This window comes from Streptomyces tremellae (assembly GCF_039540215.1).
Taxonomy (GTDB): domain Bacteria; phylum Actinomycetota; class Actinomycetes; order Streptomycetales; family Streptomycetaceae; genus Streptomyces; species Streptomyces tremellae.
In genome coordinates this window covers 41,903-68,799 of record NZ_BAABEP010000001.1, presented here as the reverse complement: position 1 = coordinate 68,799, position 26,897 = coordinate 41,903, and the positions used below count along the sequence as shown (strand labels likewise).

At 70.4% G+C, this 26,897-nt stretch carries 21 protein-coding genes and 8 pseudogenes; 18 read left to right on the top strand and 11 right to left on the bottom strand.

The genetic code is table 11. The features are described 5' to 3' along the window. Positions 1-16: 16 nt before the first annotated feature. Positions 17-922, bottom strand: a complete 906-nt coding sequence (locus ABEA77_RS00290; RefSeq protein WP_345639688.1) for a substrate-binding domain-containing protein — start codon at positions 920-922, stop codon at positions 17-19. Positions 923-1,337: 415 nt separating this feature from the next. Here ABEA77_RS00290 and ABEA77_RS00285 point away from each other — a divergent pair, with 415 nt between their 5' ends. Genes ABEA77_RS00285 through ABEA77_RS00265 form a run of 5 tightly spaced genes read left to right on the top strand, consistent with a single transcriptional unit; the run spans position 1,338 to position 5,755 of the window. Next, positions 1,338-1,928, top strand: a complete 591-nt coding sequence (locus ABEA77_RS00285) for an SRPBCC family protein (RefSeq protein ID WP_345639686.1) — start codon at positions 1,338-1,340, stop codon at positions 1,926-1,928. Next, entirely contained in the window at positions 1,912-2,151 is a 240-nt protein-coding gene (locus ABEA77_RS00280; protein WP_345639685.1) for a hypothetical protein, read from the top strand. Before ABEA77_RS00285 ends, ABEA77_RS00280 begins: the two co-directional genes overlap by 17 nt. 16 nt (positions 2,152-2,167) lie before the next feature. Continuing rightward, entirely contained in the window at positions 2,168-3,022 is an 855-nt protein-coding gene (locus ABEA77_RS00275) for an HpcH/HpaI aldolase family protein (protein WP_345639684.1), read from the top strand. Between the two features lie 25 nt (positions 3,023-3,047). Next, a complete protein-coding gene (locus ABEA77_RS00270; protein ID WP_345639683.1) occupies positions 3,048-4,109 on the top strand; it encodes an amidohydrolase family protein in 1,062 nt (353 codons plus the stop codon). After that, the gene (locus ABEA77_RS00265) at positions 4,106-5,755 is read left to right on the top strand and encodes a thiamine pyrophosphate-binding protein (protein WP_345639682.1); all 1,650 of its coding nucleotides are present in this window, start codon (positions 4,106-4,108) and stop codon (positions 5,753-5,755) included. The genes ABEA77_RS00270 and ABEA77_RS00265 overlap by 4 nt, the downstream gene beginning before the upstream one ends. Here the strand turns inward: ABEA77_RS00265 and ABEA77_RS00260 are convergent. Both ABEA77_RS00260 and ABEA77_RS00255 read right to left on the bottom strand, forming a co-directional pair. Then, positions 5,734-7,032, bottom strand: coding sequence for an MFS transporter (locus ABEA77_RS00260; protein ID WP_345639681.1), 1,299 nt, complete (start codon positions 7,030-7,032; stop codon positions 5,734-5,736). The two genes, ABEA77_RS00265 and ABEA77_RS00260, sit on opposite strands and share 22 nt — an antisense overlap. Beyond that, on the bottom strand, positions 7,029-7,550 hold the full coding sequence (locus tag ABEA77_RS00255) for a MarR family winged helix-turn-helix transcriptional regulator (RefSeq protein ID WP_345639680.1): 522 nt from the start codon (positions 7,548-7,550) through the stop codon (positions 7,029-7,031). Before ABEA77_RS00255 ends, ABEA77_RS00260 begins: the two co-directional genes overlap by 4 nt. 297 nt (positions 7,551-7,847) lie before the next feature. Between ABEA77_RS00255 and ABEA77_RS00250 the strand changes: the two genes are divergently transcribed. The 3 genes from ABEA77_RS00250 (at position 7,848) to ABEA77_RS00240 (ending at position 11,145) form a co-directional block, all read left to right on the top strand. Beyond that, complete coding sequence (locus ABEA77_RS00250) at positions 7,848-8,711, top strand: amidohydrolase family protein (RefSeq protein ID WP_345639678.1); 864 nt, start codon at positions 7,848-7,850, stop codon at positions 8,709-8,711. Continuing rightward, positions 8,704-9,600 (top strand): hypothetical protein, encoded by an 897-nt coding sequence (locus ABEA77_RS00245; RefSeq protein ID WP_345639677.1) that lies wholly within the window; start codon positions 8,704-8,706, stop codon positions 9,598-9,600. Before ABEA77_RS00250 ends, ABEA77_RS00245 begins: the two co-directional genes overlap by 8 nt. A gap of 237 nt (positions 9,601-9,837) precedes the next feature. Then, positions 9,838-11,145: a cation:dicarboxylate symporter family transporter gene (locus ABEA77_RS00240; protein WP_345639675.1), complete on the top strand. Its 1,308-nt coding sequence runs from the start codon at positions 9,838-9,840 to the stop codon at positions 11,143-11,145. 355 nt (positions 11,146-11,500) lie between these two features. Here the strand turns inward: ABEA77_RS00240 and ABEA77_RS00235 are convergent, their stop codons facing one another. Further along, positions 11,501-12,124, bottom strand: coding sequence for a TetR/AcrR family transcriptional regulator (locus ABEA77_RS00235; protein WP_345639673.1), 624 nt, complete (start codon positions 12,122-12,124; stop codon positions 11,501-11,503). A gap of 117 nt (positions 12,125-12,241) precedes the next feature. On the opposite strand from ABEA77_RS00235, the pseudogene ABEA77_RS00230 reads away from it, so the two are divergent. Both ABEA77_RS00230 and ABEA77_RS00225 read left to right on the top strand, forming a co-directional pair. Next, a pseudogene (locus ABEA77_RS00230) lies at positions 12,242-13,554 on the top strand (amidase); the annotation flags it as partial. Positions 13,555-13,689: 135 nt separating this feature from the next. After that, a pseudogene (locus ABEA77_RS00225) lies at positions 13,690-14,193 on the top strand (transposase); the annotation flags it as partial. 37 nt (positions 14,194-14,230) lie between these two features. Here the strand turns inward: ABEA77_RS00225 and ABEA77_RS00220 are convergent. Continuing rightward, positions 14,231-15,352 (bottom strand): annotated as a pseudogene (locus ABEA77_RS00220) (ISL3 family transposase); the annotation flags it as partial. A gap of 238 nt (positions 15,353-15,590) precedes the next feature. Next, positions 15,591-15,722, bottom strand: a pseudogene (locus ABEA77_RS33880) (transposase family protein); the annotation flags it as partial. 170 nt (positions 15,723-15,892) lie between these two features. On the opposite strand from ABEA77_RS33880, the pseudogene ABEA77_RS00215 reads away from it, so the two are divergent. The 3 genes and pseudogenes from ABEA77_RS00215 to ABEA77_RS00205 all read left to right on the top strand — a co-directional run. Continuing rightward, a pseudogene (locus ABEA77_RS00215) lies at positions 15,893-16,603 on the top strand (IS256 family transposase); the annotation flags it as partial. A gap of 43 nt (positions 16,604-16,646) precedes the next feature. Then, positions 16,647-16,790, top strand: a pseudogene (locus tag ABEA77_RS00210) (IS630 family transposase); the annotation flags it as partial. Positions 16,791-16,835: 45 nt separating this feature from the next. Continuing rightward, positions 16,836-17,701, top strand: a protein-coding gene (locus ABEA77_RS00205) for an IS5 family transposase (protein WP_345639671.1) whose coding sequence is annotated in 2 segments (ribosomal slippage) — positions 16,836-17,208 and positions 17,208-17,701 — 867 coding nt in all. Because the reading frame shifts where the segments join, the coding sequence is not laid out codon by codon here. Positions 17,702-17,705: 4 nt separating this feature from the next. Here the strand turns inward: ABEA77_RS00205 and ABEA77_RS00200 are convergent. Beyond that, complete coding sequence (locus tag ABEA77_RS00200) at positions 17,706-18,206, bottom strand: GNAT family N-acetyltransferase (RefSeq protein ID WP_345639669.1); 501 nt, start codon at positions 18,204-18,206, stop codon at positions 17,706-17,708. A gap of 108 nt (positions 18,207-18,314) precedes the next feature. On the opposite strand from ABEA77_RS00200, the pseudogene ABEA77_RS33875 reads away from it, so the two are divergent. The 4 genes and pseudogenes from ABEA77_RS33875 to ABEA77_RS00185 all read left to right on the top strand — a co-directional run. Beyond that, positions 18,315-18,437: pseudogene (locus ABEA77_RS33875) on the top strand (IS5/IS1182 family transposase); the annotation flags it as partial. Positions 18,438-18,502: 65 nt separating this feature from the next. Continuing rightward, positions 18,503-19,198 (top strand): TetR/AcrR family transcriptional regulator, encoded by a 696-nt coding sequence (locus ABEA77_RS00195; RefSeq protein ID WP_345639667.1) that lies wholly within the window; start codon positions 18,503-18,505, stop codon positions 19,196-19,198. A 204-nt stretch (positions 19,199-19,402) separates the two neighbouring features. After that, positions 19,403-19,927, top strand: a pseudogene (locus ABEA77_RS00190) (FAD-dependent oxidoreductase); the annotation flags it as partial. A gap of 103 nt (positions 19,928-20,030) precedes the next feature. Continuing rightward, positions 20,031-20,258 (top strand): WCX domain-containing protein, encoded by a 228-nt coding sequence (locus tag ABEA77_RS00185; RefSeq protein WP_486389437.1) that lies wholly within the window; start codon positions 20,031-20,033, stop codon positions 20,256-20,258. A 170-nt stretch (positions 20,259-20,428) separates the two neighbouring features. On the opposite strand, the gene ABEA77_RS00180 is transcribed toward ABEA77_RS00185, so the two are convergent. Both ABEA77_RS00180 and ABEA77_RS00175 read right to left on the bottom strand, forming a co-directional pair. Further along, positions 20,429-21,958, bottom strand: a complete 1,530-nt coding sequence (locus ABEA77_RS00180) for a helix-turn-helix domain-containing protein (RefSeq protein WP_345639665.1) — start codon at positions 21,956-21,958, stop codon at positions 20,429-20,431. Positions 21,959-22,245: 287 nt separating this feature from the next. After that, complete coding sequence (locus ABEA77_RS00175; protein ID WP_345639664.1) at positions 22,246-22,452, bottom strand: DUF4236 domain-containing protein; 207 nt, start codon at positions 22,450-22,452, stop codon at positions 22,246-22,248. A 278-nt stretch (positions 22,453-22,730) separates the two neighbouring features. Here ABEA77_RS00175 and ABEA77_RS00170 point away from each other — a divergent pair, with 278 nt between their 5' ends. Next, a complete protein-coding gene (locus ABEA77_RS00170; protein ID WP_345639662.1) occupies positions 22,731-24,008 on the top strand; it encodes a carbohydrate-binding protein in 1,278 nt (425 codons plus the stop codon). A 199-nt stretch (positions 24,009-24,207) separates the two neighbouring features. Here the strand turns inward: ABEA77_RS00170 and metX are convergent, their stop codons facing one another. After that, positions 24,208-25,356 carry a homoserine O-acetyltransferase MetX gene (metX, locus tag ABEA77_RS00165; protein ID WP_345640179.1) on the bottom strand — a complete coding sequence of 383 codons (1,149 nt, stop codon included), beginning with the start codon at positions 25,354-25,356 and terminating at the stop codon, positions 24,208-24,210. Further along, positions 25,353-26,729 carry a bifunctional o-acetylhomoserine/o-acetylserine sulfhydrylase gene (locus tag ABEA77_RS00160; protein WP_345639660.1) on the bottom strand — a complete coding sequence of 459 codons (1,377 nt, stop codon included), beginning with the start codon at positions 26,727-26,729 and terminating at the stop codon, positions 25,353-25,355. Before ABEA77_RS00160 ends, metX begins: the two co-directional genes overlap by 4 nt. Between the last annotated feature and the right edge of the window lie 168 nt (positions 26,730-26,897).

The window sequence follows — 26,897 nt, the reverse complement described above, 5'->3', positions numbered from 1 at the left end:
GGACGGACGGCGGTGGTCAGGCTCGCTCGCCGAGGTGCCGTACGGCGTCGTGCAGGAGTTCGTCCACGGTCACTGGCTTCCGGATGACGTTCTGCTGCAAGGCGTAGTCGATCGCGGTCTGCAGACCGGCGGTCAACTCGTCGCCCACACCGGACCGCAGGGCGCGCACACGCGGCCCCGGCGCGGCGTCGGCCGCCTTGCGCTCCTCGATCCCGGCGCCGAAGGCCCGGTAGAGCTCCCGGACCACCTCGGGCTCCGACTCCAGCAGGTCCCGGCGCACGGTGAGCATGTGGTTGATCGGTACCGTGCCGTGCCGGGCGCCCCATGACTCCTCTGCCTCACGCCAGTTCGGAATGATCGGTACGAGCGGGCCCTGCGCCCCGTCCAGGGCGGGCGGCCCAAGCACGGCGGCCACGGCGTCGCCCCGCTCCAGCACGTCGAGGACCTTCCCGGGCACGCGCTCCACATTGGGCGGCTCGACATAGCTCGCGACGTGCGGTTCCTCGGTGGTCACCCAGGTGATGTCCTTGGCGTCCACACCGAACTCCTCGTGCAGGATGCCGCGCACCCAGAGCCCGGTCGTCTGGCTGTAGGCGCGGACGGCGACCCGCCCGCCCGCCAGGTCGGTGGGGCGGATCTCGGCCGATCCGGGCCAGCGGGTGAGGGAGTGGTGGTGGAAGTCGCCGCTCAGTACGAGGGGGAGCAGGACGATCGGTACACCGGCCTCATGGGCCTGGAGGAAGGTCGCGATCGCCATCTCGCTCACGTCGTACCGCAGTTCGCGCACCATCGGAGCGAACGCCTGGTAGATCGGGTCGACGGCCGCGAGCTCGACACGGCGCCTGCCGACGCTGAAGCCCGGCTCGGCGGCGAACGCCGTGTGCGGGTAGGACTTCACCGCGACGGACAGGGTGCTGGACATGGGGGAACTCCTCTGTTGCGTCCCGAACGGGGGAGTGGACGGGTGCCGGGTACTGGAGGTGCGACTCGACCGGCAGTGAGTTGATGTGAAGTGTCTGACAGTTTCGGTCACCGTACGCCGAAGATTCGACCTCATCAAGACTTCTGGTCGCAGATCGTCAAACAATCGAGGCAATGGAGGTGGCGATTGCGGTCGCCCGGCGGGACTGTCGGTCGCCGACGTGCCCGTCGGATCTCCCCGCCTCGCTCTACGCGCTAATTGTTGTACATGATGCATCGTGATGCCCAGGGTTTGGAACCGTCTCGCTCTCAATAAGTGCAGAGTGCTTGCCCATGTCTGCATCGCGCTGTTAGCTTGACGACGAAAGTTGTACAACAATCCAGCCGCCTGTGAGGCTTCACCGAGGGACGCAGCTGTGATCAAGATCGACGAAGAGATCGCCGTACCCGCACCACCGGCGAAGGTCTGGGGTGTCATCTCCGACCCGTCGGAAGTGGTGTCGTGCATCAACGGTGCCCAGCTCGGCGCGTCACACGAAGACGGCTCGTTCGACGGCACACTGCCCGTGAAGTTCGGCGCGGTGCGCGTGCGGTTCGGCGCCCGGGTGTCGCTGGACTTGGACGAGGCCGAACGGGAGGGCCGGCTCTCCGCGCGCGGGAGAGACGGACAGGGCGCGACCCGCTTCAACGCCCACGCGACCTTCGAGGTCGCGGAGGACGGGCCGGGCGGCACTCGCGTTCGGGTGTCGGGCGAGATCAACCTTGCGGGCCGGCTCGCGTCGGTGATCGAGGCGGGCGCCGGAGCCGTGGTCAAGCGGATGACCAAGGAGTTCACGGACGAACTCGTCCGCAAGTGCACCGGGGAGCCGGCCGCCGCGGTGCCGGCGGCCGCGCGGCCGTCCCCCGCGGAAGACTGGCAGCGGCCCGCCGGAGGACGCCTGCGGGCGTGGCTCCGGCGGATCTTCCGCAGGCGGCGGAGCGGAGACGCGGGTGCCGGGACCGAGTAGCGGGCGGGCCCCGTGCCCGGTGCAGGCGGTGCTCGGCGCGCTCATGCTGCCCGACCCGGTCACCGCGTTCGAGTACGCGACGGGCGACCACGTCCGCCTGATCCTCGACACCGGTCGGCACGTCCCGTGCACACCGGCACACTGCGCGGACGGCACGGCACCCACCGGCGGCACACGCCGCTGGGCACAGATACGGGCCTGGTGGCAGGCCCTCCACACGTGACAGAGCGGAGCGCTCGGTGGCAAGACTGAACAGCATCATCCACGCGCTGGAGTCGGGGCAGCACGCCTTCGCGGCGTTCGCCGCGCCCGACCCGGCCACGGCACTCGACTTCGCGACGAGCGACTACGACGGCCTGGTGTTCGAGGCCGAGCACAAGCCGTGGGACGCCACGACTCTGCGGGACAGCCTGCAGTACCTGCTCGACCGGCGGCGGATCTTTGAGGCCGGCACGCTCGCCCCCTCGCCCACCCCCCTCGTCCGCGTCCCCGTCAACGGCGCCGAGCAGGGCCAGTGGCACGCGAAGCAGGCCCTGGACCTCGGCGCGTACGGCATCGTGTGGCCGCACATCAGCCGGGTCGAGGAGGCGCGCAACGCCGTGGCGGCGTGCCGCTATCCGCGGCTGCCGGGCACGGACCGGTACGAGCCCGCGGGCGTACGTGGCGACGCGCCGACCGCGGCGGCACGCTACTGGGGCGTCCGGAACCAGGAGTACTACGCCAGGGCCGACGTGTGGCCGCTCGCTCCCGACGGCGAGATCCTGGTCGTGATCCAGATCGAGGACCAGCTCGGTATCGAGAACCTGCCGGCCATGCTGGACGAGGTGCCGGGCATCGGCCTCGTACTCATCGGCGAGGGCGACCTCAGCCAGGAGCTCGGTGTGCCGAGGCAGTTGGAACACCCGGCGATGGTCGTCGCCAGGCGGAGGATCGTGGAGATCTGCCACGCGCACGGTGTCGTGGTCGGTCATCCGCACGTCACGGCGGGCAACGTCCAGCAAGTGCTCGACGAGGGCTACCGCTTCCTCATGTCGGCGCCGGTGCGCACCTGGCCCGGCCTCGAAGCGGGCCGCAGGCTCACCGGCCGCTCCTGAACCCGGAAACAGTGGAGGAATCTTCATGATCATCGACTGCCACGGCCACTTCACGACCGCGCCCCCGGCGCTGGGCAAGTGGCGGGAGAGGCAGATCCGCGCGTTCGAGGAGTCAGGAACCCGCCTGTCGCCCGGCGAACTCAGCATCACCGACGAGGAGATCCGCACCGCCATCGAGAACGGTCAGCTGAAGCTCCAGACCGAGCGCGGTACCGACCTCACCGTCTTCTCCCCGGGTGCGGGCAAGATGGCCCACCACTATGGCGACGAACACACCAGCCTTGACTGGTCCCGGGTCAGCAATGACCTGATCGCCCGGGTGTGCCGCCTCTTCCCCGACCGGTTCGCCGGGGTGTGCCAGTTGCCGCAGTCCCCGGGGGACGCGCTCGCCGCCTCCGTACGCAACTCGGTGGCGGAACTGGAGCGCTGCGTCGAGGAGTTGGGCTTCGTCGGCTGCCTGCTCAACCCGGACCCGTCGGACGGCTACTACCAGGGCCCGCCGCTCACCGACCGCGTCTACTACCCGCTGTACGAGAAGATGGTGGAGCTCGACGTCCCCGCGATGGTGCACGTCGCGATGTCGCGCAACCCGGCGCTCCAGGGCACCTGCGCGCACTATCTGGCGGGCGACACCGCGGCGTTCATGCAGCTGTGCATGTCGGACCTGTTCAAGGACTTCCCCACACTGCGGCTCGTCCTGCCGCACGGCGGCGGCGCCGTCCCCTACCACTGGGGCCGCTACCGGGGGGTGATGCAGGACCAGGGTCGGCCGCCGCTGGAAGAGTCGATCCTGCCTCACGTCTACTTTGACACCTGCGTGTACCACAGGCGGGGCATGGAGCTGCTGCTCGACGTCATCCCCGCACAGAACGTGCTGTTCGCCTCGGAGATGATCGGAGCCGTCCGCAGTGTGGACCCGGAGACCGGACGGCGGTTCGACGACACCAAGTACACCCTCGACTCCATCACCACCCTGAGCGAGGCGGACCGGCAGGCCGTCTACGGCGGCAACGCGCTGCGGGTGTTCCCGCGCCTGGAGCACCGCGTCGGGTCCACCCACGAGCACCACACGGAGGCCGCACAGTGAAGGTCTACGAAGCACTCGCGTCAGCGTTCGCCGCCGAGGGCACCACGGACGTGTTCGGCATGATGGGCGACGCCAACATGCACTGGATGAACGCGCTCGCGGGGCACGGCACACGGCTGTACGAGGTCCGCCACGAGGGGGCGGGGCTGAGCATGGCGCACGGGTTCGCCCGCGCCTCGGGCCGGCCGGGTGTCGTCACGACCACCAGCGGCCCCGGGACCGCTCAGCTGGCCACCTCGATGATCGTGGCGAGCCGCGCGCGCACCCCGCTGGTCGCCTTCTGCGGCGAGACGGCGCTGGGCGACGAGAGCGCCGTGCAGTACCTCGACCAGCGTAGGTTCGCCGCCGCGATCGAGTGCGACTTCCTCCAGGTGGCCAAGGCCGACTCGGCCCAGGAAGTGGTGCAGCGCGCTTTCTACACGGCCCGCACCGAGTCACGCCCCGTGATGGTCAGTGCCCCGATCGACGTCCAACTCCAGGATTTCGAGGACGACATGCCCTATGTGCCGTCCACCGACCTGCTGACGGCCCCGCGGCTGCTGCCGCACCCCGCAGCCGTCGAGCAGGCCCGCGACATCGTCGCGTCGAGCAAGCGCGTGGTGATCATCGCGGGGCGCGGTGCGCGCGGGGCGGAGGCGGACGAGCAGATCCTCGCGCTTCAGCGGCGTACCGGCGCCATGCTCGCCACCACCTTGCAGGCGAAGAACTGGCTGTGCGACCGGAGCGCCTACCACGTCGGCATCGCGGGCCTGTTCGGCAGCAAGCTCGCGATGGAGCTGCTCCAGGAGGCCGACTGCGTGGTGGCGGTGGGAGCGAGCCTCAACCACTACACCATCGAGAGCGGCTACCTCTTCCCCGAGGCGAAGTACGTACAGATCGACACCGCGCCCCACGTGGTCATGGGCAATGGCCGGGTGGCCGACTGCTACGTCAGGGCCGACGCCACCACCGGACTCACCGCCCTGACCGAGGCACTTGAGGCGCGCGGTGTGGCGATCGAGGGCTTCCACACCGCCGAGGTGCACCGCCGTCTCACCGCACCGCTGATCGATCCGGCCGAGTACCGCAGCGAGCCCGGACTGCTCGACCCGCGCGAGGCGATCGCGGTGATCGACGACGAACTCCCGGGCGACATCGGGCTGGTGCTCGGCAGCGGTCACCAGACGGACTTCGGCACGATGCTCTTCCAGCGCTCGCGCGAGGTCACCTCCAACTACGGCATGTTCGGGGCCATCGGGCAGGCCCCGCTGCTGACCATCGGCACTGTCGTCGCGGGCGGGAAACCGGCCTTCGTGGTCGAGGGCGACGCCAGCTTCCTGATGCACCTGTCCGAGTTCGAGACGGCCTGCCGCTACGAACTCCCGTTGCTGGTCGTCGTCATGAACGACGAGGGCCTCGGCGCGGAGTTCCACAAGGCCCAGGCGAAGGGCCTGGACCCGCAGCTCGCGGTGATCCCGACACCGGAACTCGGCACGGTGGCACGCGCGCTCGGCGGCGGCGGCGCCACGGTCCGTACGACTGCCGAGCTGCGGGCCGCGCTCGCCGAGTACGTACGGGCTCCGCGGCCCACCGTGATCGACGTGCGGATCACCCGCGAGGTCCTCAGCGTGCCGTACCGACGCATTCAGTACGGCGAGGACGTGTGAGGAGACGTGGCGGCCCCCGGTGACGGGGGCGCGGCGCGGTCGACCCTGCGCAGCGCGGGGAGCGCCAGCACACCGAGCAGCAGGCAGGGCACGCCGCCCACGACCAGTGACCACCTGCTGCCGAACTCCTGCGCCACCCAGCCGACCAGCGGGCCCCCGATGACGGTGCTGCCGCCCCAGGCCATCGACCACAGGGCCATCACCCGGCCCCGCATCGACGGCAGCGAGGCGAGCTGCATCGCCGTCTTGGACAGGGAGTTGAAGGCGATCGTGCCCAGGCCGACGAACGGGAGCACGACGAGCTCCCACGCCAGCGTGGGCGCGAGCGCCGCGGCCAGGATGGCGAGGCCCCAGCCGATGCCGGCGACGGCGAGGGCGCCCGCCCCGCGGGTCGTGCGGCTGCCCGCGATGTACAGCCCGCCGCCGACGGCCCCCACGGCCATCAGCGAGGCCATGGCGCCGTAGGTCCCCGGGCCGCCGTGCAGGGCACGCTGCGCCACGAGGGGCAGGGTGACGGGGAACTCGTAGGCGAGCATCCCCGTCACCGTCAGCATCACCAGCGGCAGCAGCAGGGCGGGGGTGCGCCCTACGTAGCGCAAGCCTTCGCGCACCTGCCCCTTGCGGCGCGGCGGCCGGTCCGCCGGGTACATCTCGCAGTCCCGCATCAGCACGAGCGAGAGGAGGACGGCGCCGAAGGACGCGGCGTTGAGCGCGAAGCACGCGGTGAGCCCCACGGCGGCGACCAGCGCGCCGCCCACGGCGGAGCCGAGGACGCGCGCCATGTTCACCGAGACGGAGTTCAGTGTGACCGCGTTGGCCATCCGCTCGCGGGGGACGAGCTCGGGGATCAGGCTCTGCCGTGCCGGGTTGTCGAAGACGGTCAGGATGCCGAGGGCCAGGGAGAGCACGACCACCAGCGGGATGCTGACCGCGTCGAGCGCGGTGAGCACCGCGAACAGCAGCCCGACGGCCGCCGAGGACGCCTGGGTCACGTACAGCAGGCGGCGCTTGTCGTAGCGGTCGGCCGCCAGCCCGCCGAAGGGGCCGAGCAGCAGGAAGGGCAGGTAGCGGGCGCCCGTGACGATGCCGAGGTCGGCGCCGCTGCCACTGAGCCTGAGCACCAGCAGGGCGAGCGCGAGCGTCTGCATCCAGGTGCCGACCACGGAGACCGAGTAGCCCCAGAAGTAGAGCCGGTAGTTGCGCACCGAGAGCGAGGAGAAGGACTGGCGGACGCCCGGGAGGCCAGGGGCGCGCCGCGGGGCAGGCGGAGCCGTCACGATGCCCCGCCCGCGGGCGGGGCAGGGGCACGGGCGTCCTCGTGCCCGGCTCTCGCGGCCGCGGTCGCGGCCGGTGGGGGGTCCGCGCCCGGTTCGAAGGCGGCGAGCCGCTCCATGAGCGCGCCCGCGGCGAGCAGTGTCCGCTGCTCCTCCTCGCTGAGCAGGGCCTGGACGGCGCGCCCCAGCCAGGTGTCGCGCTCGCGCAGCACGTCCGACACCACCGTGCGGCCCCGCTCGGTGGCGCACACCGACACCCGCCGCGCGTCGGCCGGATCCCTTCTCCTGACGATGTACGCCGCGTCCTCCAGTTCGCGCAGGGCTGCTGCGACGTTCGAACTGGTCATCTGCAGGTCCCGGGCGAGCCGCCGGGGCCCCGGCGGCTCCGCGCAGCGCACCGTCGCGGCCAGGACCTGCGAGGCCGTCCTCGATACGCCGTACACCGGGCGCGCCTCGCGGCGCAGCCGCCGCTGCAGGAGCTTGATCCCGGCGCGGAACTCGCTCACCTCGGAGTCGTCCATGATGACTATGTTACATAGCTATTCGGCATAGTGGCAGAGCGCGTACCGGCGTGCGACGGGCCCGGTGTGCGGGTGGATTGCTCGACTGTCCGCGAGGCCGTCCGACGGCCCCGCGCGGCAAAGACGGAGTACATGCCGTTATATACAGGTGCAAAGTCTGGCTGCCCGGAGTGTTCGTCGCCGTTATCTCTGATGAAATTGTTGACAATCAGATCAACGTTCGTTTGAGTCTGATGCGGCGGGTCGGAGGGGACGTTCCGGTCCTGCCGCCCATCCCGCTCGACCTTTGGAGGTCAGATGGAGATCGTGGACACGCACACCCACGTCATCTCTCCGGATACCGCGCGCTACCCCGTCGCTCCTGTCGGGGGCAAGCAGTCCGGCTGGTCGCAGGACCACCCCGTGGACATCGGTGGCCTGGTCAGAGCGCTCGACGAGGCGTCCGTCGCCAAGGCGGTGGTCGTCCAGGCCTCCACCGTCTACGGGCACGACAACCGCTATGTGGTCGAGGCCGTGCGCGCGCATCCGGACCGGTTCGTCGGCGTCTACTCCATCGACGCGCTCGCCGACGACGCCGTGTCGAGGATCGAGCACTGGCAGGGCCAGGGGCTCGTGGGATTCCGCCTTTTCACCACCGGGACCACGATGCCGGGTCAGTCCGACTGGCTCGGCCACGAGCGCTCGCTGCCCGCCTGGGCGTACGCGGAGGAGCACGGTATCCCGGTGTGCCTGCAGATGACGATCCAGGGGCTGCCCGCGCTGCGGGGGATCCTCGACCGCTTCCCGCGGGTCCGTGTGCTGCTCGACCACTGCGCGCGGCCGGACCTGTCCGACGGCAGGCCCTACGAGGCCTCCAAGGACCTCTTCGAGCTGGCCGCCTACCCCGGCGCACACCTCAAGCTCACTCACAGGGCCCTGGCCGCCGCCGCGCAGGGGAAGTCCACGCAGGCTGACTTCCTCGCCGACCTCGTCGCGGCGTACGGCGCCGACCGCATCGCCTGGGGGTCCAACTTCCCGGCCGCGGAAGGTAGTCCGCGCAGCATCCTGGCCGAGGCGCGGAACGCGGTCTCCAGCCTTCCGCAGGCCGACCAGGAGATGGTCTTCGGCGGTACGGCGCGCCGTTTCTACCCCGCACTGACAGCGGGAGCCCCCGGTGCCTGAGCCCACTGTGCTGCGCACGGTCCTCGCCGACTACCCGCACACCGCGGCGCTCAAGAGCAGCGAGATCGCCGACGACCGGATACGGCTCGACTTCACCTCCGTGTCGCCCATCCACCGCGCCTTCGCGCCGATGGTGCGCGACGAGGCGTACGACGTGAGCGAACTGGCCGTCGTCACGGCCCTCCAGGCCGTGGCCTACCACCGGCCCGTGGTGCTGCTGCCCGCCGTGGTGGCCTCGCGCTTCCAGCGGGGGTGCCTCATCGCCCACGCCTCCCGCCCCGTCACCGGGCCCGAGCTGTCCGGCAGGCGGGTGGGGGTGCGCTCCTACACCCAGACGACGGGCATGTGGGTCCGCGCCCACCTCGCCGAGGACTTCGGCGTCGCGACCCCCGACGTGCACTGGGTCACGCATCAGGAGGCGCACGTCGCGCAATACACGGACCCGGACTTCGTGGAGCGCGGCGCCGACGGCGCCGACCTCCCCGGGATGCTGCGCGAAGGCCTGGTCGACGCCGCCATCCTCGGCAACGACCTCCCCTCGGGCGACGAGTTCGTCCGGGTGTGGCCCGACGCCGCCGAGCGCGACCGGCAGTGGGGACGCGAGCACGGCTTCATGCCGGTCAACCACATGGTGGTGGCGGGGGAGTCGGCGGCCGAGCGCGACCCGTCGGCGATCCGCGCGGCCTACGCGCTGTTGCGCCGCGCCGACGCCGCGGTCGAGCGCCCGGGCGACGCGCCGTCGCCGACCCGCTTCGGCTTCGAAGCCCTGCGCGCCCCGCTGGAGTACATGGTCGACACCTGCCTCGCGCAGGGACTGCTGCCCCGCCGGCTCGACGTCGACGAGGTGTTCGCCCCGGCGAGGAAGATCCTGGGCGAAGACGCAGAGTGAAGTACCGCGTCCGGCCGGGACCGTGTCCCCGGCCGGACGCCGACGGCCGTGCCGGCGGACCCGGCACACCACCCGCGCGCCGGACCTGGCACACGCCCCGTGCCGGCGGGCCCGAAACACGACGCGTACCGGCGGACCCGGCACACCACCCTGCCGACGGGCCTCGGGACGATCCGTGTTGCCGGACGACAACACCACCCGTGCCACCGGACCTTCAACGGAGAAACCGGAACGACGATGACCCAAACCGCCCTTGCGGGCAGTCCAGCGGCGCCCTCGAAGCCCCGTAAACCCTTCTACCGCGACCTCGCTTTCCAGGTGCTCGTCGGGGTCGCGCTCGGCGTACTCGTCGGCTACCTCGCCCCCTCGGTGGGACACCACCTCCAGTTCCTCGGCGACATCTTCATCCACCTCGTCCAGATGGTGGTCGCGCTGATCATCTTCTGCAGTGTCACCCACGGCATCGCGAGCGTGCGCGACCTCGGCAAGGTCGGCCGCATCGCCGTGCGGGCCCTGGTGTACTTCGAGGTGATCACCACCTTCGCCCTCGTCATCGGGCTCGTGGTGGTGAACGTGCTGCGGCCCGGCGAGGGACTGCACATCGACCCCGCCTCCCTGCACGGGGGCGGCTCGACCACGGCGCCGGCGAAGTCGGAGGGCTTCGACGACTTCCTCGTGGGACTCGTGCCGACCTCTGCCGTGGACGCGTTCTCCAAGGGTGACATCCTCCAAGTGCTCGTCTTCTCCGTGCTGTTCGCCTGCGGACTCGCCTCACTCGGCGAGCGGGCCAAGCCGGTGCTCGACATGGTCGGGACCGTGCAGAAGACACTCTTCTGGATCATCGGCAAGGTGATGCGGATCGCGCCGATGGCCGCGTTCGGCTCCATCGCCTTCACCGTGTCCAAGTACGGCCTGGGCACCCTGACCTCGCTGGGCAAGCTGATCGGTGTGTTCTACCTGATCGTCGTGTTGTTCTTCGTGCTGGTGCTGTGGCCGGTCTCCCGCTATGCGGGCGTGAACCTGCTCAAACTGCTGCGGTACTTCCGCGCCGAACTCGTCCTCGTCCTGGGCACGAGCTCGTCCGAGAGCGTGTTCCCCCAGCTCACCTCCAAGCTGCAGCGGCTCGGCGTGGACGAACCCGTGGTGGGACTCGTCCTGCCCACCGCCTACAGCTTCAACCACGACGGCACGTGCCTGTACTTCGCCTCCGTCAGTGTGTTCCTCGCCCAGGCGACCGGTGCGGACCTCGGCTGGCAGGCGCAGATCGGCCTGCTCCTCGTCCTGCTGCTGACCTCCAAGGGCGGCGCGGGCGTGTCGGGTTCCGCGATCGCCGTCCTGGCGCTGACGCTCAGCGCCACCCACCAGATCCCCGTCAGCAGTGTCGCCCTGGTGCTCGGCATCCACAGCATCCTGTCGGCCGCGTTCGTCTTCACCAACATCGCGGGGAACTGCGTCGCCACCCTGGTGGTCGGGAAGTGGGAGAACGCCGTCGACCGGGTGCGGCTGCACAGGGAGCTCGACACCGGCTACGACGCGGCGGCTTGACCCCCGGGCGGGCCTCCGCAACAGGGGGGAAGCCATCCGGCGGGCGTCGGCCCAGGCGCCACCGTCCGTCCCGGAATCGGCGGAGGGAGCTCGCCGCCGCGCCCGCCGTCGGGCCGGGGCCAGAGGGATGAGGCGGCCGCGGTAGAGGGCGAACACCGACTGCTTGAGGCGTCGCAAGCGAGTGCTGATCCCGTACCCTGTGACGCCCGCCACCCGGGGCGGCTGACCAGCGAGAACGAGGATCGTCCAGGTCCCTGTTCCCGCTCCGGTCAAAGACGCCTTCGGGTGGGCCGGCGCGCTAGGTCGCACTCGCATGCCCACGCCGAGCGGCGGTCGGGCGGGCCGTACGGGGCGGTCAGTCAGCCGCCCTGTATGCGCCGAGGTGGGAACGGTGCCGATCCACGATTCCCTCGATGATCCTCATCAGGCGGTCTCCCGTCTGATCGATGCTTCCGTTCTGTGTGCTGACCTGCGCCCCTTCGAGTACGAAGGTGATCTCCGCCGCGGCCTGTTCGGGATCGGGCATCTGGGCTTCGGCGCACATGCCGATCAGCCTGCGGATCTGGTGGGCCTTGTGGTCCTCGATCACCTGCCGTGCCGGATGAAGGCGGTCGGGCAGCTCGGCGAGGGAGTTGATGAACGGGCAGCCCCTGTACGAGATCGCCGACAGCCCATCGGCGATGAAGCGGGCCAGGCCCAGAATCTGCTCCTCGGGCCGGTCGGGGTGTTCGGTTTCCACGCGGTCGAAGGCCGCCTGATAATCGGCGGCGACGATCCGCAGCCACTCCGCGACCAGTGCGTCCTTCGTCTCGAAGTGCCGGTAGATCGCCATTTTGGTGGTCTCGGCCCTGTCGGCGATCGCCTGGACCCCCACCTGCCGGATTCCTTCTCTCTGGAAGAGCTCTTCTGCCGCGTCCAGGATGCGCTCACGAGGCGGCAGCTTCGCCACTCTGCCCGGCCTGCTGAGGGGCGGTGCCATGACTGCTCCGTCACTCCGATCGTGGGGTTCGCGACCCCTACGGTACCAGCCATACTCCTTCGATACCGGTGGGTATCATTCGGAACTCGACGGTATCGGTCTTGTCAGGGAGCGACAGTGAAAGTTTCTGAATACGTGAGCTTCGACGCGGTCGGGCTGGCGGAGCTGGTGGCCAGGGGCGAGGCGCACCCCGCCGAACCTGAGGCAGCCGCACGCGAGGCTGTACAGGCAGTCGATCCGCGGATCAACGCCGTCGTGGAGAACTGGGCGCCCGACGACGAACCCGTCCCCGGCAGCGCGCCCCTGGCCGGCGTCCCTTTTCTGATCAAAGACATCGCGGTGGCCATGGTCGGCAGGCGAATGGAGCTGGGAAGCCGTCTGGCGGCCGGTAACGTCGTCGGCTCCGACTCCTCATTGATGCTGCGCTTCCGCCGCGCCGGCCTCGTGACGTTCGGGCGCACCGCGACACCGGAGATGGCCTACGGCATCTCGACGGAATCAGTGTTGTACGGGGCGACCCGCAACCCGTGGGACCTGGAGCGGAGCGCGGGCGGGTCCAGTGGAGGCGGGGCCGCCGCTGTCGCCGCGGGGGTGGTCCCGGTCGCCCACGGCACCGACGCCGCCGGATCGCTCCGTGTCCCCGCCGCCTGCAACGGCCTCTTCGGCATCAAACCCACCCGTGGCCGGGTGTCCATGGGGCCCGGCGTCGACGAGGTCTTCAACGGCCTGGCCGTGCACGGCTGCGTCAGCCGTGCCGTACGCGACAGTGCGGTACTGCTCGACCGGATGCGCGGCCCGGAACCGGGCGACCCCTACTTCACCCAGCAGCCTTCACGGCCGTACGCGGAGGAAGTCACCCGTCATCCGGGCCCGTTGCGCATCGGTGTCCTCGCTCAGGCGTGGGGCGGACGCCGCACCACCGCACCGGTGTCCGACGCCCTCTCCCGCACCGTGCGGTTGCTTGAATCCCTCGGTCACCAGGTGGAGGAGGCCGAGGTCGACCTCGGTGCCGACTGGGAGGAATTCGTCCTGGCCAATGCCCGGCTCATGACGGTGAACCTCACCACCCTGGTCGATGAGCTGGCCGCCGCCTTCGGCCGTCCCATCGGCTCCTCGACCCTTGAGCCCGCGACCCTCGCCGGCTACCACTACGGGCAGCGGGTCGGCGGCGCGCAATTCCTCACCGCTCTCGCGATGCGGAACCGGGTCGCGCGAAGCCTGGCGCGGTACTTCGACGCGTACGACATCTCCTCACGCCGACCCTGCCGGAGCCCCCCTTGTCCCTGGGCACTCATACCGAAGGGGTGGAGACGCTGGACGGCCTCGGCTGGATCGAGCGCATCAATGACCTGTCGCCGTTCACCATGCCGTTCAACGTGGCAGGCACGCCCGCCATGTCCGTACCTGTGACGGCCGACGCCAGGACGGGGGGAGTGTCCAATGGACGGCTGATCCGATGATCGAGGAGACGCCTGATGAGCGAGACCATCGCTGAGCACGAGGCCGTGGAGGAGCCGGTCGTCGAGTCGGCTGTGGAGGCGGTGTCGGACGAGCAGCTGGTCGCGATGCTGGTCGAGCGTGCTCGCTCCGAAGGACTGCAGCTGACCGGCGAGGGCGGGCTGCTGCAGCAGCTGGCCAAGAGGGTCCTGGAGTCCGCGCTGGAGGGTGAGATCACCGATCACGTCGGCTATGACAAGCACGACGTGACGGGCAGGAACAGTGGCAACAGCCGCAACGGCACCCGGTCGAAGACCGTACTCACCGATGTCGGTCCGGTGGAGGTGAAGGTTCCCCGCGACACGGCCGGCACCTTCGAGCCGCAGCTCGTAAAGAAGCGTCAACGGTGCCTGAGCGGTGTGGACGAGATGGTGCTCTCGCTGTCCGCGAAGGGACTCACGCACGGCGAGATATCGGCTCATCTGGCCGAGGTGTACGGCGCTGAGGTGTTCAAGCAGACCATCAGCACGATCACCGACAAGGTGATGGAGGGCATGGCCGAATGGCAGGCCCGGCCGCTCGATCGTGTCTGCCCGGTGGTCTTCGTGGACGCGATCAACGTGAAGATCCGGGTTCTGTCGACGATCTTGTGATGTGGACGGTCGAGGCTCACCGTGTGAGCAGGACGCGTTTGCGAAGGAGATCGAGGCTGGCCCTGCCGGACATCTGGCGTTTCAGCATCTTCAGCCGGTTGATGTTGCCCTCGACGGCGCCGGAACTGTGCGACAGAGACAGCCCGTTGCGGACCGCGTCGAAGTCGCGGCGGAGGTTGCGGGCGAAGCCCGCAAGCGGAGCCAGGCTGTCCCGTTCGACGTCGGTGATCCACTCTTCGAGGCGGTCGCCGTGGCGGCCGGTCATCATCGCGGCGAACTTCCTGATGTGAAGAGTGAGCCGGTCGAGTTCTGGATCGCGCTCACGCAGCCGGTGCAGCTTGTCGGCGTCCTCGTCCCGCAGGCGCTCGGGGTGGGTCGTCATCCAGGAGGTGACCTCGCGGACCGACGGAGGCTTCGGTCCCGTGTCGGGTGCGTGTCCGCGCCCGGTCCGGTAACGCCGCAGACGCCGCTGAACAGCCAGTTCGCCGCCGGGATAGCCGAGTTGCTGGATTTCGCGGCAGAGCTGGGCGGCGTTTCTGACGCCCTCATTCCACCGCCGGTGCAAGTAACCGACGTACGGGTCGACGACATGCGCTCGCTGGAGGCTCTTGGCCACGAGATCGTCGGCGGAACGGGCACTGACCAATTTACGAACGGTGGCCTGGTGCAGCCCGAGCTTCCGGCCGATCGCCGCCTTCGACATCCCCTGCTGCCACAGCTCATCGGCGGCAGCATGCTGCTCACGCAGCCGGACCACGACCTTCAGCTCTTTCGGCGGCTGGACCACCTCAGGCATCACCTCCATGTGGTCGGGGCCGGAGGCCGAGCCGGGAGACAGTTCGGCCAGGCGGGAGCGGTGGGCGCCGACCGTCTTCTCGACGGCCTGGCCGAGGTTGGCCCACAGGTGGTAGCGGTCCGCGACCTGTTCGGCCTGCGGCGCCCCGATCCGAGCGCCCTCCGAGTATCCGCTGGAACGGTCCCGGCAAATGACCTCCACCTCGGGGTGATCGCGGAGCCAGGCGGCCACGCCCTCGCCTTCGCGGCCGTCGTAGAGGTGTAGCGGCCGGTGGGTGGTCATGTCGATCAGTACCGTGCCGTAGTGGCGCCCCTTGCGGAAGGCGAAGTCGTCGACGCCAAAGGATCTCCACCTTGCCGATCTCCGGCTCGGGCAGGGCCCTGACCAGCCGCAACAGCGTGTCCTTTCCTATGATGAGGCCGACCGCGGACGCCAGTCGGGCTCCTGCCCGGCCGGCCAGGGCCAGCCCGACCTGCGTCAACACTTCGCGCAGCAGCGGGGTATGCCGACTGTGCGGGGTGGTCAGTCCCAGGACCTGCTCGGCGAACGTCACCGCCGTGCAGGCAGGATTCTCGCAGCGGAAGCGGCGCACGCACCGCTCGATCACGACACCGAGCCCGCCCACGGCGATATCACGCAGCCGGCGTACGTACCGGCCATGCACCCGGGCCGAGCTCTGACCGCACCGACAAGAACCAGTCGCCGACCGCACCCGCGTTCTCAGCACTACCTGGTCCGGCCCCCGCCCGCCCTCCTCGATCAGCAACGCGGACAGGTACGGAAACAGCTCCAGGAGCACATTACGAGAGCACGCAATGCATGATCGCGAACAGGCCGAGCAATGTACTCAGCCGTCCACATCACAAGATCGTCGACAGAACCGAGATCCGTGACGGCAAGGTCGCCAGCCGTCCGATCTACGTCGCCATGGCCGTCACCGTCGACGGCACCCGCGACATCCTCGGCACCTGGGCCGGCGACGGCGGCGAAGGCGCCAAGCACTGGCTCCAGGTCTTCACCGAGCTGAAGAACCGCGGCGTCGAGGACGTCCTCATACTCGTCTGCGACGGCCTGAAGGGCCTGCCGGACGCGGTCGAGACCGTCTGGCCCCGAACTGTCGTCCAGACCTGCATCGTTCACTTGATCCGCAACAGCATCCGGTACTGCGCCCGCCAGGACTGGGACAAGGTCGCCAAGGACCTGAAGCCCGTCTGCACCACACCGAGCGAGGCCGCCGCGACGACACGGTTCCTGGAGTTCTCCGAGAAGTGGGCCACCAAGTATCCGGCCGTGGTCAAGCTGTGGTCCGACGCCTGGGCCGAGATGGTGCCCTTCCTGTCGTCCGACGTCGAGATCCGCAAGGCCATTTGCTCGACGAATGCGATCGAGAGCGTGAACGCCCGCATCCGCAAGGCCGTCCGGGCCCGCGGCCACTTCCCGTCGGAGGGCCCCGCGTTGAAATGCGTCTGCATGGCACTGATGAGCCTGGACCCGACCGGCAAGGGCCGACGCCGCTGGACGATGCGCTGGAAGACGCCGCTGAACGCCTTCCAGATCGCCTTCGAAGGCCGACTCACCCTCACCAGCCACTGACCCTCAACAACCAAGATCAGCCGTCGATTGGACACTCCCACGCGTCGTCGAACTCGAACGGGACATCCGCGGCTGGATCAACGAATGGAACAAGAACCCCAAGCCGTTCGTCTGGACGAAGACCGCCGACGACATCCTCGACACCCTCACCGCATACCGCACACGAATTAACGACTCAGGACACTAGGCCGTGTATCGAAAGTAGATCTTGAGCCGTGAATGATCATGGTTTATGGGGCGGGGTGATCTCACGGATAAACAATGGGCGGTGTTGGAGCCGTTGTTGCCGAAGAGCACGCGGGCGGGGAGGCCGCCCGTCTGGTCCCGGCGACAGCTGATCGACGGCATACGCTTCCGAGTCCGGACCGGCGTGCCGTGGCGGGACGTGCCCGTCGAGTACGGGCCGTGGGGCCGTGTCTACGACCTGTTTCGCCGATGGCAGCGGGACGGCGCCTGGCACCGCATCCTCACCCGGCTTCAGTCCGCGAAGGGCGCGATCAGGTGGGACCTGAGCGTCGACTCCACGGTGTGTCGCGCTCAACAGCATGCGGCCGGAGCCCGTAAGCAGGGCGACCTGCAGAAGGAACCCCCGGGGGCGCCTTCGCCGAGCCCGGTGATCACGGGCTGGGACGCTCGCGCGGCGGTTTCACGACCAAGCTGCACCTGGCCGTCGAACAGGGCCAAAAGCCCCTGGCGATCGTGATCACGGCCGGCCAGCGCGGCGGTTCGCCGCAGTTCGAGCCGGTGCTTGAGAAGGTCCGGGTGCCCCGCATCGGACCAGGTCGGCCACGCGTCCGACCCGATCGGGTCCGTGCCGACAAAGCGTACGCCTCCCGCCAGAACCGGGCCTATCTACGCCGCCGCGGGATCCGCTGCACCATCCCTGACAAGGCCGACCAGGCACGCAACCGCCGAAAGCTCGGCTCCCGCGGTGGCCGGCCGCAGCGCTTCGACCCGGTCGACTACCGCGAGCGTCGTGCGGTCGAGTGCGGGATCGACCGACTTAAGAGGAACCGTGCCGTCGCTACGAGATACGACAAGCTTGCGGTCCGCTACGAGGCAACCGTTCTCATCACGGCCATCAACGAATGGCTGTGACCACTCAGACAGCGCGTTGCATGCACACCAATTGATCCCGCTCATCCCATGAGTCGGTGACGGTGAAGCCGAGTCGTTCGTACAGGGCAATGGCCCCGGTCCGCCATTCCCACACTGAGAGCCGGACGGTGTCCACGCCGTTCTCCGCAGCATGGGCGAGCGCAGCGCCGAGCAAGGCGGACGCAATGCCCTGGCCACGGAATTCAGTGTCGGTCCAGAGCCTCTTGATCTCTGGTGGCTCGTTGGCCGGGGAGGTCAGCACCAAACAGCCCACAGCGGCATCCCGCAGGAGAGCCACCAGCACGATGTCACCGGCAAACGCGGTCCCAGGGTCGGTGATCTCTGCTCGGTAGCGATCCGGCAACCTGTCCACATGGGCAACCGGTTCCCCCTTCTCAGCCTCAGTCCGCAGGTGGTAGGCCGCCAGCAAGGCGGCCAGGCCGTCCTCGATCGGAGGAGTCTGGCCTGGCCAGCGGACGATGGCAACCTCGCGGTGATCAGTCATGACACCAGGATCACACGACAGAGACCACGTTCCGTGGGAGCCCCGGAGGAGCACTTCCGACACACGCCCTAGCGTGTCGGCCATGTGGACGGAGGACTGGTTGATCGACACCTGATCGTCGGCCAACGCGGAACCCCGCTTGCCGTCACGCCAACTGGCGGGAACCGGCACGACGTCACCCAGCTCCTGCCGCTGCTCAAGGGTCACCGTCCGGGACGTCCGGTGGCGGGGTGCCAGGCGTGCCCGTCCTTCGCTCCGGCTCACCGAGTGCGAACGCGTTCGTTACGATCGATGTTATGAGTGGAAGAAGAGAGCCGGTCAGTCGCCGGGATCGTCCGGCGAAGCCGCCCCTGTCCCGCCGCTGGATCGTGGAGACGGCCGTACGGATCATGCGGACGCAGGGGCTGGAGAAGGTCACCATGCGCCGCCTGGCGCAGGAGCTGGACACCGGTCCGGCCTCCTTGTACGTCTACGTCGCCAACACCGCCGAGCTGCACGCGGCCGTGCTGGACGCGCTGCTCGGCGAGGTGGACCTGAGCGGCCGGGGCGGCGGCGACGACTGGCGGGGGCAGCTCCGCGCGGTCATGACGTCGTACACCCTGGTGCTGTTCCAGCACCCGCAGCTCGCCCGGTCCGCGCTGGTGGCCCGGCCGAGCGGCGAGAACTACCTGCGGCTGGTGGACCGCGTCCTGGACCTGCTCGCCCGCAGCGGCGCACCCCGGGCCCAGGTCGCCTGGGGGGTGGACAAACTGCTCCAGGAAGCCACGGCCACCGCCGCGGAACAGTCGGCCCACGACCACGACCCCGCCGCCGAGGACGACTGGAACGCCACCGTGCGCGCACTGCGCGCCGTCGACGCGGCCACGCACCCGGCGATCACCGCCCACATGCCGGACCTGGTCGGCGGCGCGGTCCGGGACCGGATGCGCTGGGCCTTCGACGTCCTCGTCAACGGGATCACGGGCACTGCGGTGCCTCACCAGGTCGACTGACCCCGTGCGGGGCCCGGTGCGCGCCGGACTCACCGGGCCGTGACGGCATGCACGGGCTGGGAAGAATTTGTTCGCTACGAACATGTTCGTTACGGTGGAAGTGGCCGGAGAGACCGCCGCGACACCCGTGCGCGGCACGTTCCCGCCGTGCCGGCAGCCGCCCGCCCGGCGCGTATCCGCGCCCCCTTCCGTCAGAGGTCCACCATGAGCACCCCCCACTTCCCCGTCGCGATCATCGGCGGTGGCCTCGGTGGTCTGACCACCGCCCGCGTCCTGCACGTCCACGGCATCGAGTCGGCGATCTTCGACCTGGAGGCCGGCCCGGAGGCCCGCACCCAGGGCGGCATGCTCGACATCCACGTGGAGAACGGGCAGCAGGCCCTGCGTGCCGCCGGCCTGTACGACGACTTCCTCAAGCTCGTCCACGAGGGCGGCCAGGCGATGCGCCTGCTCGGCCCCGACGGCACCGTCCACGTCTCCAGCGAGGACGACGGCGACGGTGACCGCCCCGAGGTCGACCGCGGCGACCTGCGCGACCTGCTGCTGGGTTCTCTGCCCGAGGGCACGGTCCGCTGGGGCCACAAGGCCACCGCCGCCCGGCCGCTGGGCGACGGCCGCCACGAGGTGACGTTCGCCGACGGCTCGGTCATCACCACCGACCTCCTCATCGGCGCCGACGGCGCCTGGTCCCGCGTCCGGACGCTGCTCTCCGAGGCCAAGCCTGCCTACGGGGCCACGCTTCACACCCCGCGAGCCCCCGGAGCGGGACCTGACCGCCTATGTCACCAAAGGCGTCGACGCCGCGCTGACCCGCTACCGCGCGCGGGTGAGGGTGCACAAACCGGCTACCGAACTGGTGCAATGGCTGACCCCGGCCACAGTGGTCGAAGCCGTCGACGACCAGACCTGTCTGGTCCACGTCGGCGCGGAGAATCCGCACATGCTCGCCGCGCACATCCTGGTCATCGACGCCGACTTCGAAGTCGACGGGCCTCCGGAACTGCTCGACGCCCTCCGCACGATCGGCAACCGCTGCCACGCGACGCGACAGTGGCGATGAGAGGGCAGCGGCTCGCCGACGTGCTCGCTGCGCTGGAGGAGGGCAACACAGACCGCCCGGCTCGTAGCCCCTCGCGGGCCCGAAGTCCCAGAGGAGTCCCAGAGATGGCGCCGCACCCCTCCCTGACCCGCTGAGCCACGGGTCGGGCGGGGTGCGGCGGCATCCTCGCATCAGATGTCGCGGAAGATCTCGATCTGCGCGCCGACCGAGTTGAGGCGCTCAGCGAGGTCCTCGTAGCCGCGGTTGATGACGTAGACGTTGCGCAGGACCGAGGTCCCCTCGGCGGCCATCATGGCGAGCAGGACCACCACCGCGGGGCGCAGTGCCGGCGGGCACATCATCTCGGCGGCGCGCCAGCGGGTGGGGCCTTCGACCAGGACGCGGTGCGGGTCGAGGAGTTGGAGGCGCCCGCCGAGGCGGTTGAGGTCGGTCAGGTAGATCGCCCGGTTGTCGTAGACCCAGTCGTGGATCAGGGTCTGGCCCTGGGCCATCGCCGCGATCGCCGCGAAGAACGGCACGTTGTCGATGTTGAGGCCGGGGAACGGCATCGGGTGGATCTTGTCGATCGGCGCCTCCAGCTTCGACGGGCGCACCGTCAGGTCGACCAGCCTGGTGCGGCCGTTGTCCGCCGCGTACTCGGGCGTCGTGTCGTGGTCGAGGCCCATCTCCTCGAGGACCGCGAGCTCGATCTCCAGGAACTCGATCGGGACCCGGCGGATCGTCAGCTGCGACTCCGTGACGACCGCCGCGGCGATCAGGCTCATCGCCTCGACCGGGTCCTCGGAGGGCGAGTAGTCGACGTCGGTGTCGATGGACGGCACACCGTGCACCGTGAGCGTCGTGGTGCCGATGCCGTCGACCCGCACGCCCAGCGCTTCGAGGAAGAAGCAGAGGTCCTGGACCATGTAGTTCGAGGAGGCGTTGCGGATGACCGTGACGCCGTCGTGGCGCGCGGCGGCGAGCAGCGCGTTCTCGGTGACGGTGTCGCCGCGCTCGGTCAGGACGATCGGCCGGCTCGGGGCGACCGTGCGGTCCACCTGCGCGTGGTACAGCCCCTCGGTCGCGGCGATGTCGAGGCCGAAGCGGCGCAGCGCGATCATGTGCGGCTCGATCGTGCGCGTGCCGAGGTCGCAGCCGCCGGCGTACGGCAGCCGGAAGGAGTCCATGCGGTGCAGCAGCGGCCCCATGAACATGATGATGGAGCGGGTGCGGCGGGCCGCGTCGGCGTCGATGGCCTCCATGTCGAGGTCGGCGGGCGGCACGATCTCCAGGTCGACGCCGTCGTTGATCCAGCGGGTCCGCACGCCGATGGAGTTGAGGACTTCCAGGAGCCGGTAGACCTCCTCGATCCTGGCGACCCGGCGCAGCACCGTGCGGCCCTTGTTGAGGAGGGAGCCGCACAGGAGGGCGACACAGGCGTTCTTGGACGTCTTGACGTCGATGGAGCCGGAGAGCCTGCGGCCGCCGACCACCCGCAGGTGCATGGGGCCCGAGTAGCCCAGGGAGACGATCTCACTGTCGAGGGCCTCACCGATACGGGCGATCATCTCAAGGCTGATGTTCTGATTGCCGCGCTCGATGCGATTGACCGCGCTCTGGCTGGTTGCGAGTGCTTCGGCCAGCTGTGTCTGCGTCCAGCCCCGGTGCTGCCTGGCGTCGCGGATGAGCTTGCCGATGCGTACGAGGTAGTCGTCTGCCATAGATGAAAGGCTATATCACCTATGAGATAAGTGCCGACTCGGGGTGGTCCGTTCGGGTGAGGCGTCGTGTCGGCGCCGCCGTACGGGCGCGCGGCCACGGAACAGGGATACCGGAACCCGCCCCGCCGACCGATCATCGACCCGCGCGTGTCGCCGCCGCAACCGGAAGCGGAACCTGGAGCGGAGGGGCGGGGGAGTGGCGGCAGGGCGTGCTGCCGGCGGCGGCCGGGGGCGGCCGGGGGCGGGCGCTGCTGCCCCGCCCCGTGGCTCCCGCGCCCCGGTCCCGCTCAGTGGCCCCTGTGCCGTTTCGTCGTGGTCTTCCGCCAGCCGAAGGGGCCCGGCAGGTCCATCGACGTCGTGCTCCTGCCGGTGCTGCTGTGCGTGTGGTGCGGCCCGTGGTCGCCGCCGCCCGTGGTGAAGGACCATGAGCGGCGGTTGATGTTGAGGCGTACCCCCGGGAGGATGCGGAAGCTCTTGCGGAACGTGATCGGCATGGCGTACCCCTCTCTTCCTTCGTGGTATCCGTGTTGCCCCGGCGGCCAGGACCATGCCCCGCCGCGCGCGGCGGGGGTGACGAGCCGTCACCGCACGGCGGCCGTGAGCGGTAACACGATCGTCACGCCCCCGTGCCGCGAAGCCGCCGCACCGGAGGTTCGATGGCTTTGGTCTAGTCCAAGTTATTGACGTGCCGGAGGACGTGCCCGATTCTGAGCTGCGTTCGCAGATTCGCGCTGCGTTCTCCGGCCCCCTCCACCTCACCGGGAGATCGCCCATGAAGCGTCTACGTGCCCTCCTCGGCGGCGCGGCAGCGGTCGCGCTCGCCGGCGCGGGCCTCGCCGTGGCGTCGCCGACCGCCTTCGGCTCGGCCGGCGCCGTCCACACCGCCGCGCACAGTGGCGCGGCGTCCACCGCCAAGGCCGCCGCGCTCAGCGACAGGTGGTACGCCGCCGCCCCTTATCTGATGCCTCTCGACAACACCCCGCCGAGCGCCACCGAGATCATGGACGCCTCCGGGCTCAAGGCGTTCCAGCTGGCGTTCATCCTCGCCCCCAACGGTGGTGGCTGCTCGCCCACATGGGGCGGCACCGCGCCCGTGTCGAGTGACACCTCCGTCGCCTCGACCATCAGCGCCATCCGGGCCAAGGGCGGCGACGTCTCCGTCTCCATCGGCGGCTACGGCGGTACGAAGCTGGGCCAGGCGTGCTCCGACGCCGCGTCCACGGCCGCCGCGTACCAGCAGGTCATCGACAAGTACCAGCTGCACGCCATCGACTTCGACCTGGAGGAGCCGGAGTACGAGAACACCGCGGCCGTCTCCCACGAGATCGGCGCCGCCAAGATCCTCCAGCAGAACAACCCCGGTCTCTACGTCTCCGTGACCACGGCCGGCACCGCGGCGGGCACCGGCTGGTTCGGCCAGCAGATGCTCAACGAGGCCAAGTCGCAGGGCTTCACGCCCAACAACTTCTCCATCATGCCCTTCGACGGCGGCTTCAACGGGGCGGCCTCGCAGACCTCGGCCCTCACCGCCTTCAACAAGCTGCTCCAGACCACCTTCGGCTGGAACGAGTCCACCGCGTACGCGCACGAGGGCTTCTCCGGCATGAACGGCCGCAGCGACACGGGCGAGATCTTCACCCAGTCCGACTTCCAGACCGTGCTGGACTACGCGACCGGCCACGGCATGGACCGCTTCACCTTCTGGTCCCTCAACCGCGACCGGCAGTGCTCGCCGCCCGACAACAACGGCACCACCTCGGGCGCCTGTTCGAGTGTGCCCCAGTCGGCCTGGGACTTCGCCAAGTACTCGGTGAAGTTCGCGGGCGCCACCCCGCCGAGCACCACGCCCACCGACCCGCCGACCGACCCGACGGGCCCCAGCGACCCGAGCGGCTGCGCCGCCGCCGCGTGGAACGCCGCCACCGCCTACACCGCGGGCAACGAGGTCTCGTACGGCGGCCACGCCTGGAAGGCCAAGTGGTGGACGCAGAACGAGAAGCCGGGCAGCACCGGCGAGTGGGGCGCCTGGGAGGACGAGGGCGCCTGCTGACGGCGGCGGCGCCCGGCGCCGCCCCCCTGGCACGGCGGCGCGGCCCGGCGCTCCGGCCGTGCCGCCGTGCGGGATGCAGCCGCCGTGCCGGAAGCCACCGCCGCGTCGCACCGCCGTGCCGGGGGGCTCGCCTCGGCCGTGCCGGGGGCCGGCCCGTGGGGGCAGGCAGGCCCGGCCGGGTGGCCGCGGCCCGCCCGCGTCAGACCGGTTGCGTCAGCGCCGCGAGCAGCGCGCCGACCTGCCCGGTCTCGACCAGGAAGCCGTCGTGCCCGTGCGCCGACGTGATCACCCGCGGCGGCCGGGCGCCCCGGATTCCCTCGGCCAACTCCCGCTGCTGGTACAGCGGGTAGAGGCGGTCCGAGTCGACGCCCGCCACCACGGTACGGGCCGTCACCCGCCGCAGCGCGGCCCGCGTGCCGCCGCGTCCCCGCCCCACGTCGTGCCCGTTCATGGCCTTCGTCAGCACCACGTACGACGCCGCGTCGAAGCGGCGCACCAGGCGGTCGGCGTGGTGGTCGAGATAGGACTCCACCTGGTACCTGCCGCCGCGGTACGGGTCCTCGGCGCCCTGCGGCAGCCGGCCGAACCGCTCCTGGAACTCCGCCTCGCTGCGGTAGGTCACCTGGGCGAGCCGCCGGGCGAGCCCGAGCCCGGTGTGCGGCCCCCGGCCCGGAGCCGCACCGTGGTAGTCGCCGCCGTGCCAGTGCGGATCGGCCCTGATGGCCCCCAACTGGACGCGGGCCCAGGCGATCTGCTCCGCGCTCGCCGCGGCAGGACACGCGAGCACCAGCAGCGACCGCACGCTCTCGGGGCGGGACACGGCCCACTCCAGCGCGCGCATGCCGCCCATCGAACCGCCGACCACGAGCGCCCACCTGCGGATGCCGAGCGCCCAGGCCAACTCCGCCTCGGCCGCGACCTGGTCACGCTGTGTCAGGTCAGGGAAGGCCGAGCCCCAGACCCGGCCGTCCGGCCGGAGCGACGCCGGGCCCGTGGTGCCCTGGCAACCGCCGAGCACATTGGGCGCCACGACATGGAACCTGTCGGTGTCCAGCGCGCGACCGGGGCCGATCAGGCCGTCCCACCACCCCGCCGTGGGATGGCCGGGCCCGGCAGGGCCCGCCGCATGGCTGTCGCCGGTCAGCGCGTGCAGGACCAGCACCGCGTTGGAGGCGTCGGCGGCGAGGCGCCCCCAGGTCTCGTACGCGATCCGCACGCCCGGCAGTTCGCCGCCGGACTCCAGCGGCAGGGGCCGCTCCAGCGCGTGCCAGCGACGCCGCCCCGGCGGGTCCCCCGCCCGCCAGGCCCCGGAGGCCGGCGGCGGGTCCGCCGGCCGGGGGCCGCTCAGGAGGCGCCCTTCCCCGCGCCCGTGCCCTTCGCGGCGCGGAACCCGGCCTCCAGATCGGCCTTCAGATCGGCGAGGTGCTCGATCCCGACCGACAGCCGCACCAGCCCAGGAGCGGTGCCCGTGGCCCTCAACTGCTCCTCGTCCAGCTGGCTGTGGGTGGTGGACGCGGGATGGATGACGAGGCTGCGCACGTCCCCGATGTTCGCCAGATGGCTGAAGAGTTCGAGGCCGTCCACGAACCGCTTGCCCGCCTCGATGCCGTCGCGCAGCTCGAACGCCACCACCGCGCCCGCGCCGTTCGGCAGGTAGCGCAGGCCCGCCTCGTACCACCGGTTGGACGGCAGCCCGGGATAGTGCACCACCGCGACCTCGTCGCGCCCCTCCAGCCACTCGGCGAGCGCCTGCGCGTTGGCCGAGTGCCGCTCGATGCGCAGGCTCAGCGTCTCCACGCCCTGGAGCAGCAGGAACGCCGAGTGCGGCGAGAGCGCGGGGCCCACGTCGCGCAACAGCTGCACCCGCAGCTTCACCGCGAACGCGCCGGGGCCGAGGTCGGGCCAGTACCGCAGCCCGTGGTAGCTGGGGTCCGGCTCGTTGAAGTCGGGGAAGCGGCCCGGCTCTGCGCCGAAGTCGAAGGTGCCGCCGTCGACCACCACGCCCGCGATGGTGGTGCCGTGCCCGCCGAGGAACTTCGTCGCCGAGTGCACGACGAGGTCGGCGCCGTGCTCGACCGGCCGCAGCAGGTACGGAGTCGGCACCGTGTTGTCCACGATCAGCGGCACCCCCGCGGCGTGCGCCGCGTCGGCGACCGCGCGCACGTCCAGGACGTTGCCGCGCGGGTTGCCGAGTGTCTCCGCGAACAGGGCCTTCGTGCGCGGCCCGATCGCGGCCCGCCACGCGTCGATGTCGTCCGGGTCGTCGACGAACGTCACGTCGATCCCGAACTTCGGCAGCGTGTGCCGGAAGAGGTTGTACGTGCCCCCGTACAGCGAGGTGCTGGAGACGATGTGGTCCCCGGCGCGCGCCACCGTCAGGATCGCCAGCGTCTCCGCCGCCTGCCCGGACGCCAGCGCCACCGCGGCGACACCGCCCTCCAGCGCGGCGACGCGCTGCTCGAAGACGTCCTGCGTGGGGTTGTGCAGCCGGGTGTAGATGTTCCCGGGCTCGGCGAGCGAGAACAGGTCCGCGGCGTGCCGGGTGTCGCGGAAGACGTACGAGGACGTCTGGTAGATCGGGACGGCGCGGGCGCCGGTGGCCGGGTCGGGCGCGGCGCCCGCGTGCACCTGCTTTGTCTCGAACGACCAGGCGGAGGTGTCGGGCCCGGCCGCGGCCCCCTCGGGGACGTCGGCGGCTGCGGGTTCGGTGGACCGGGTCATGGTTCTCCCTTGTGCGGACGGGGGTACGGGGGTACGGGGAAGCAGCCCCGGGGGCGCGCACCGGCGGGGCGGTGGAGGACGTCGGGGCCCGCGGGACGCGCGGTGCGGCGGACGGCCGCCGGACGCGCGGGCAGGGCGACGCACGGCGGCGGGGCACCCGGCCGGTGC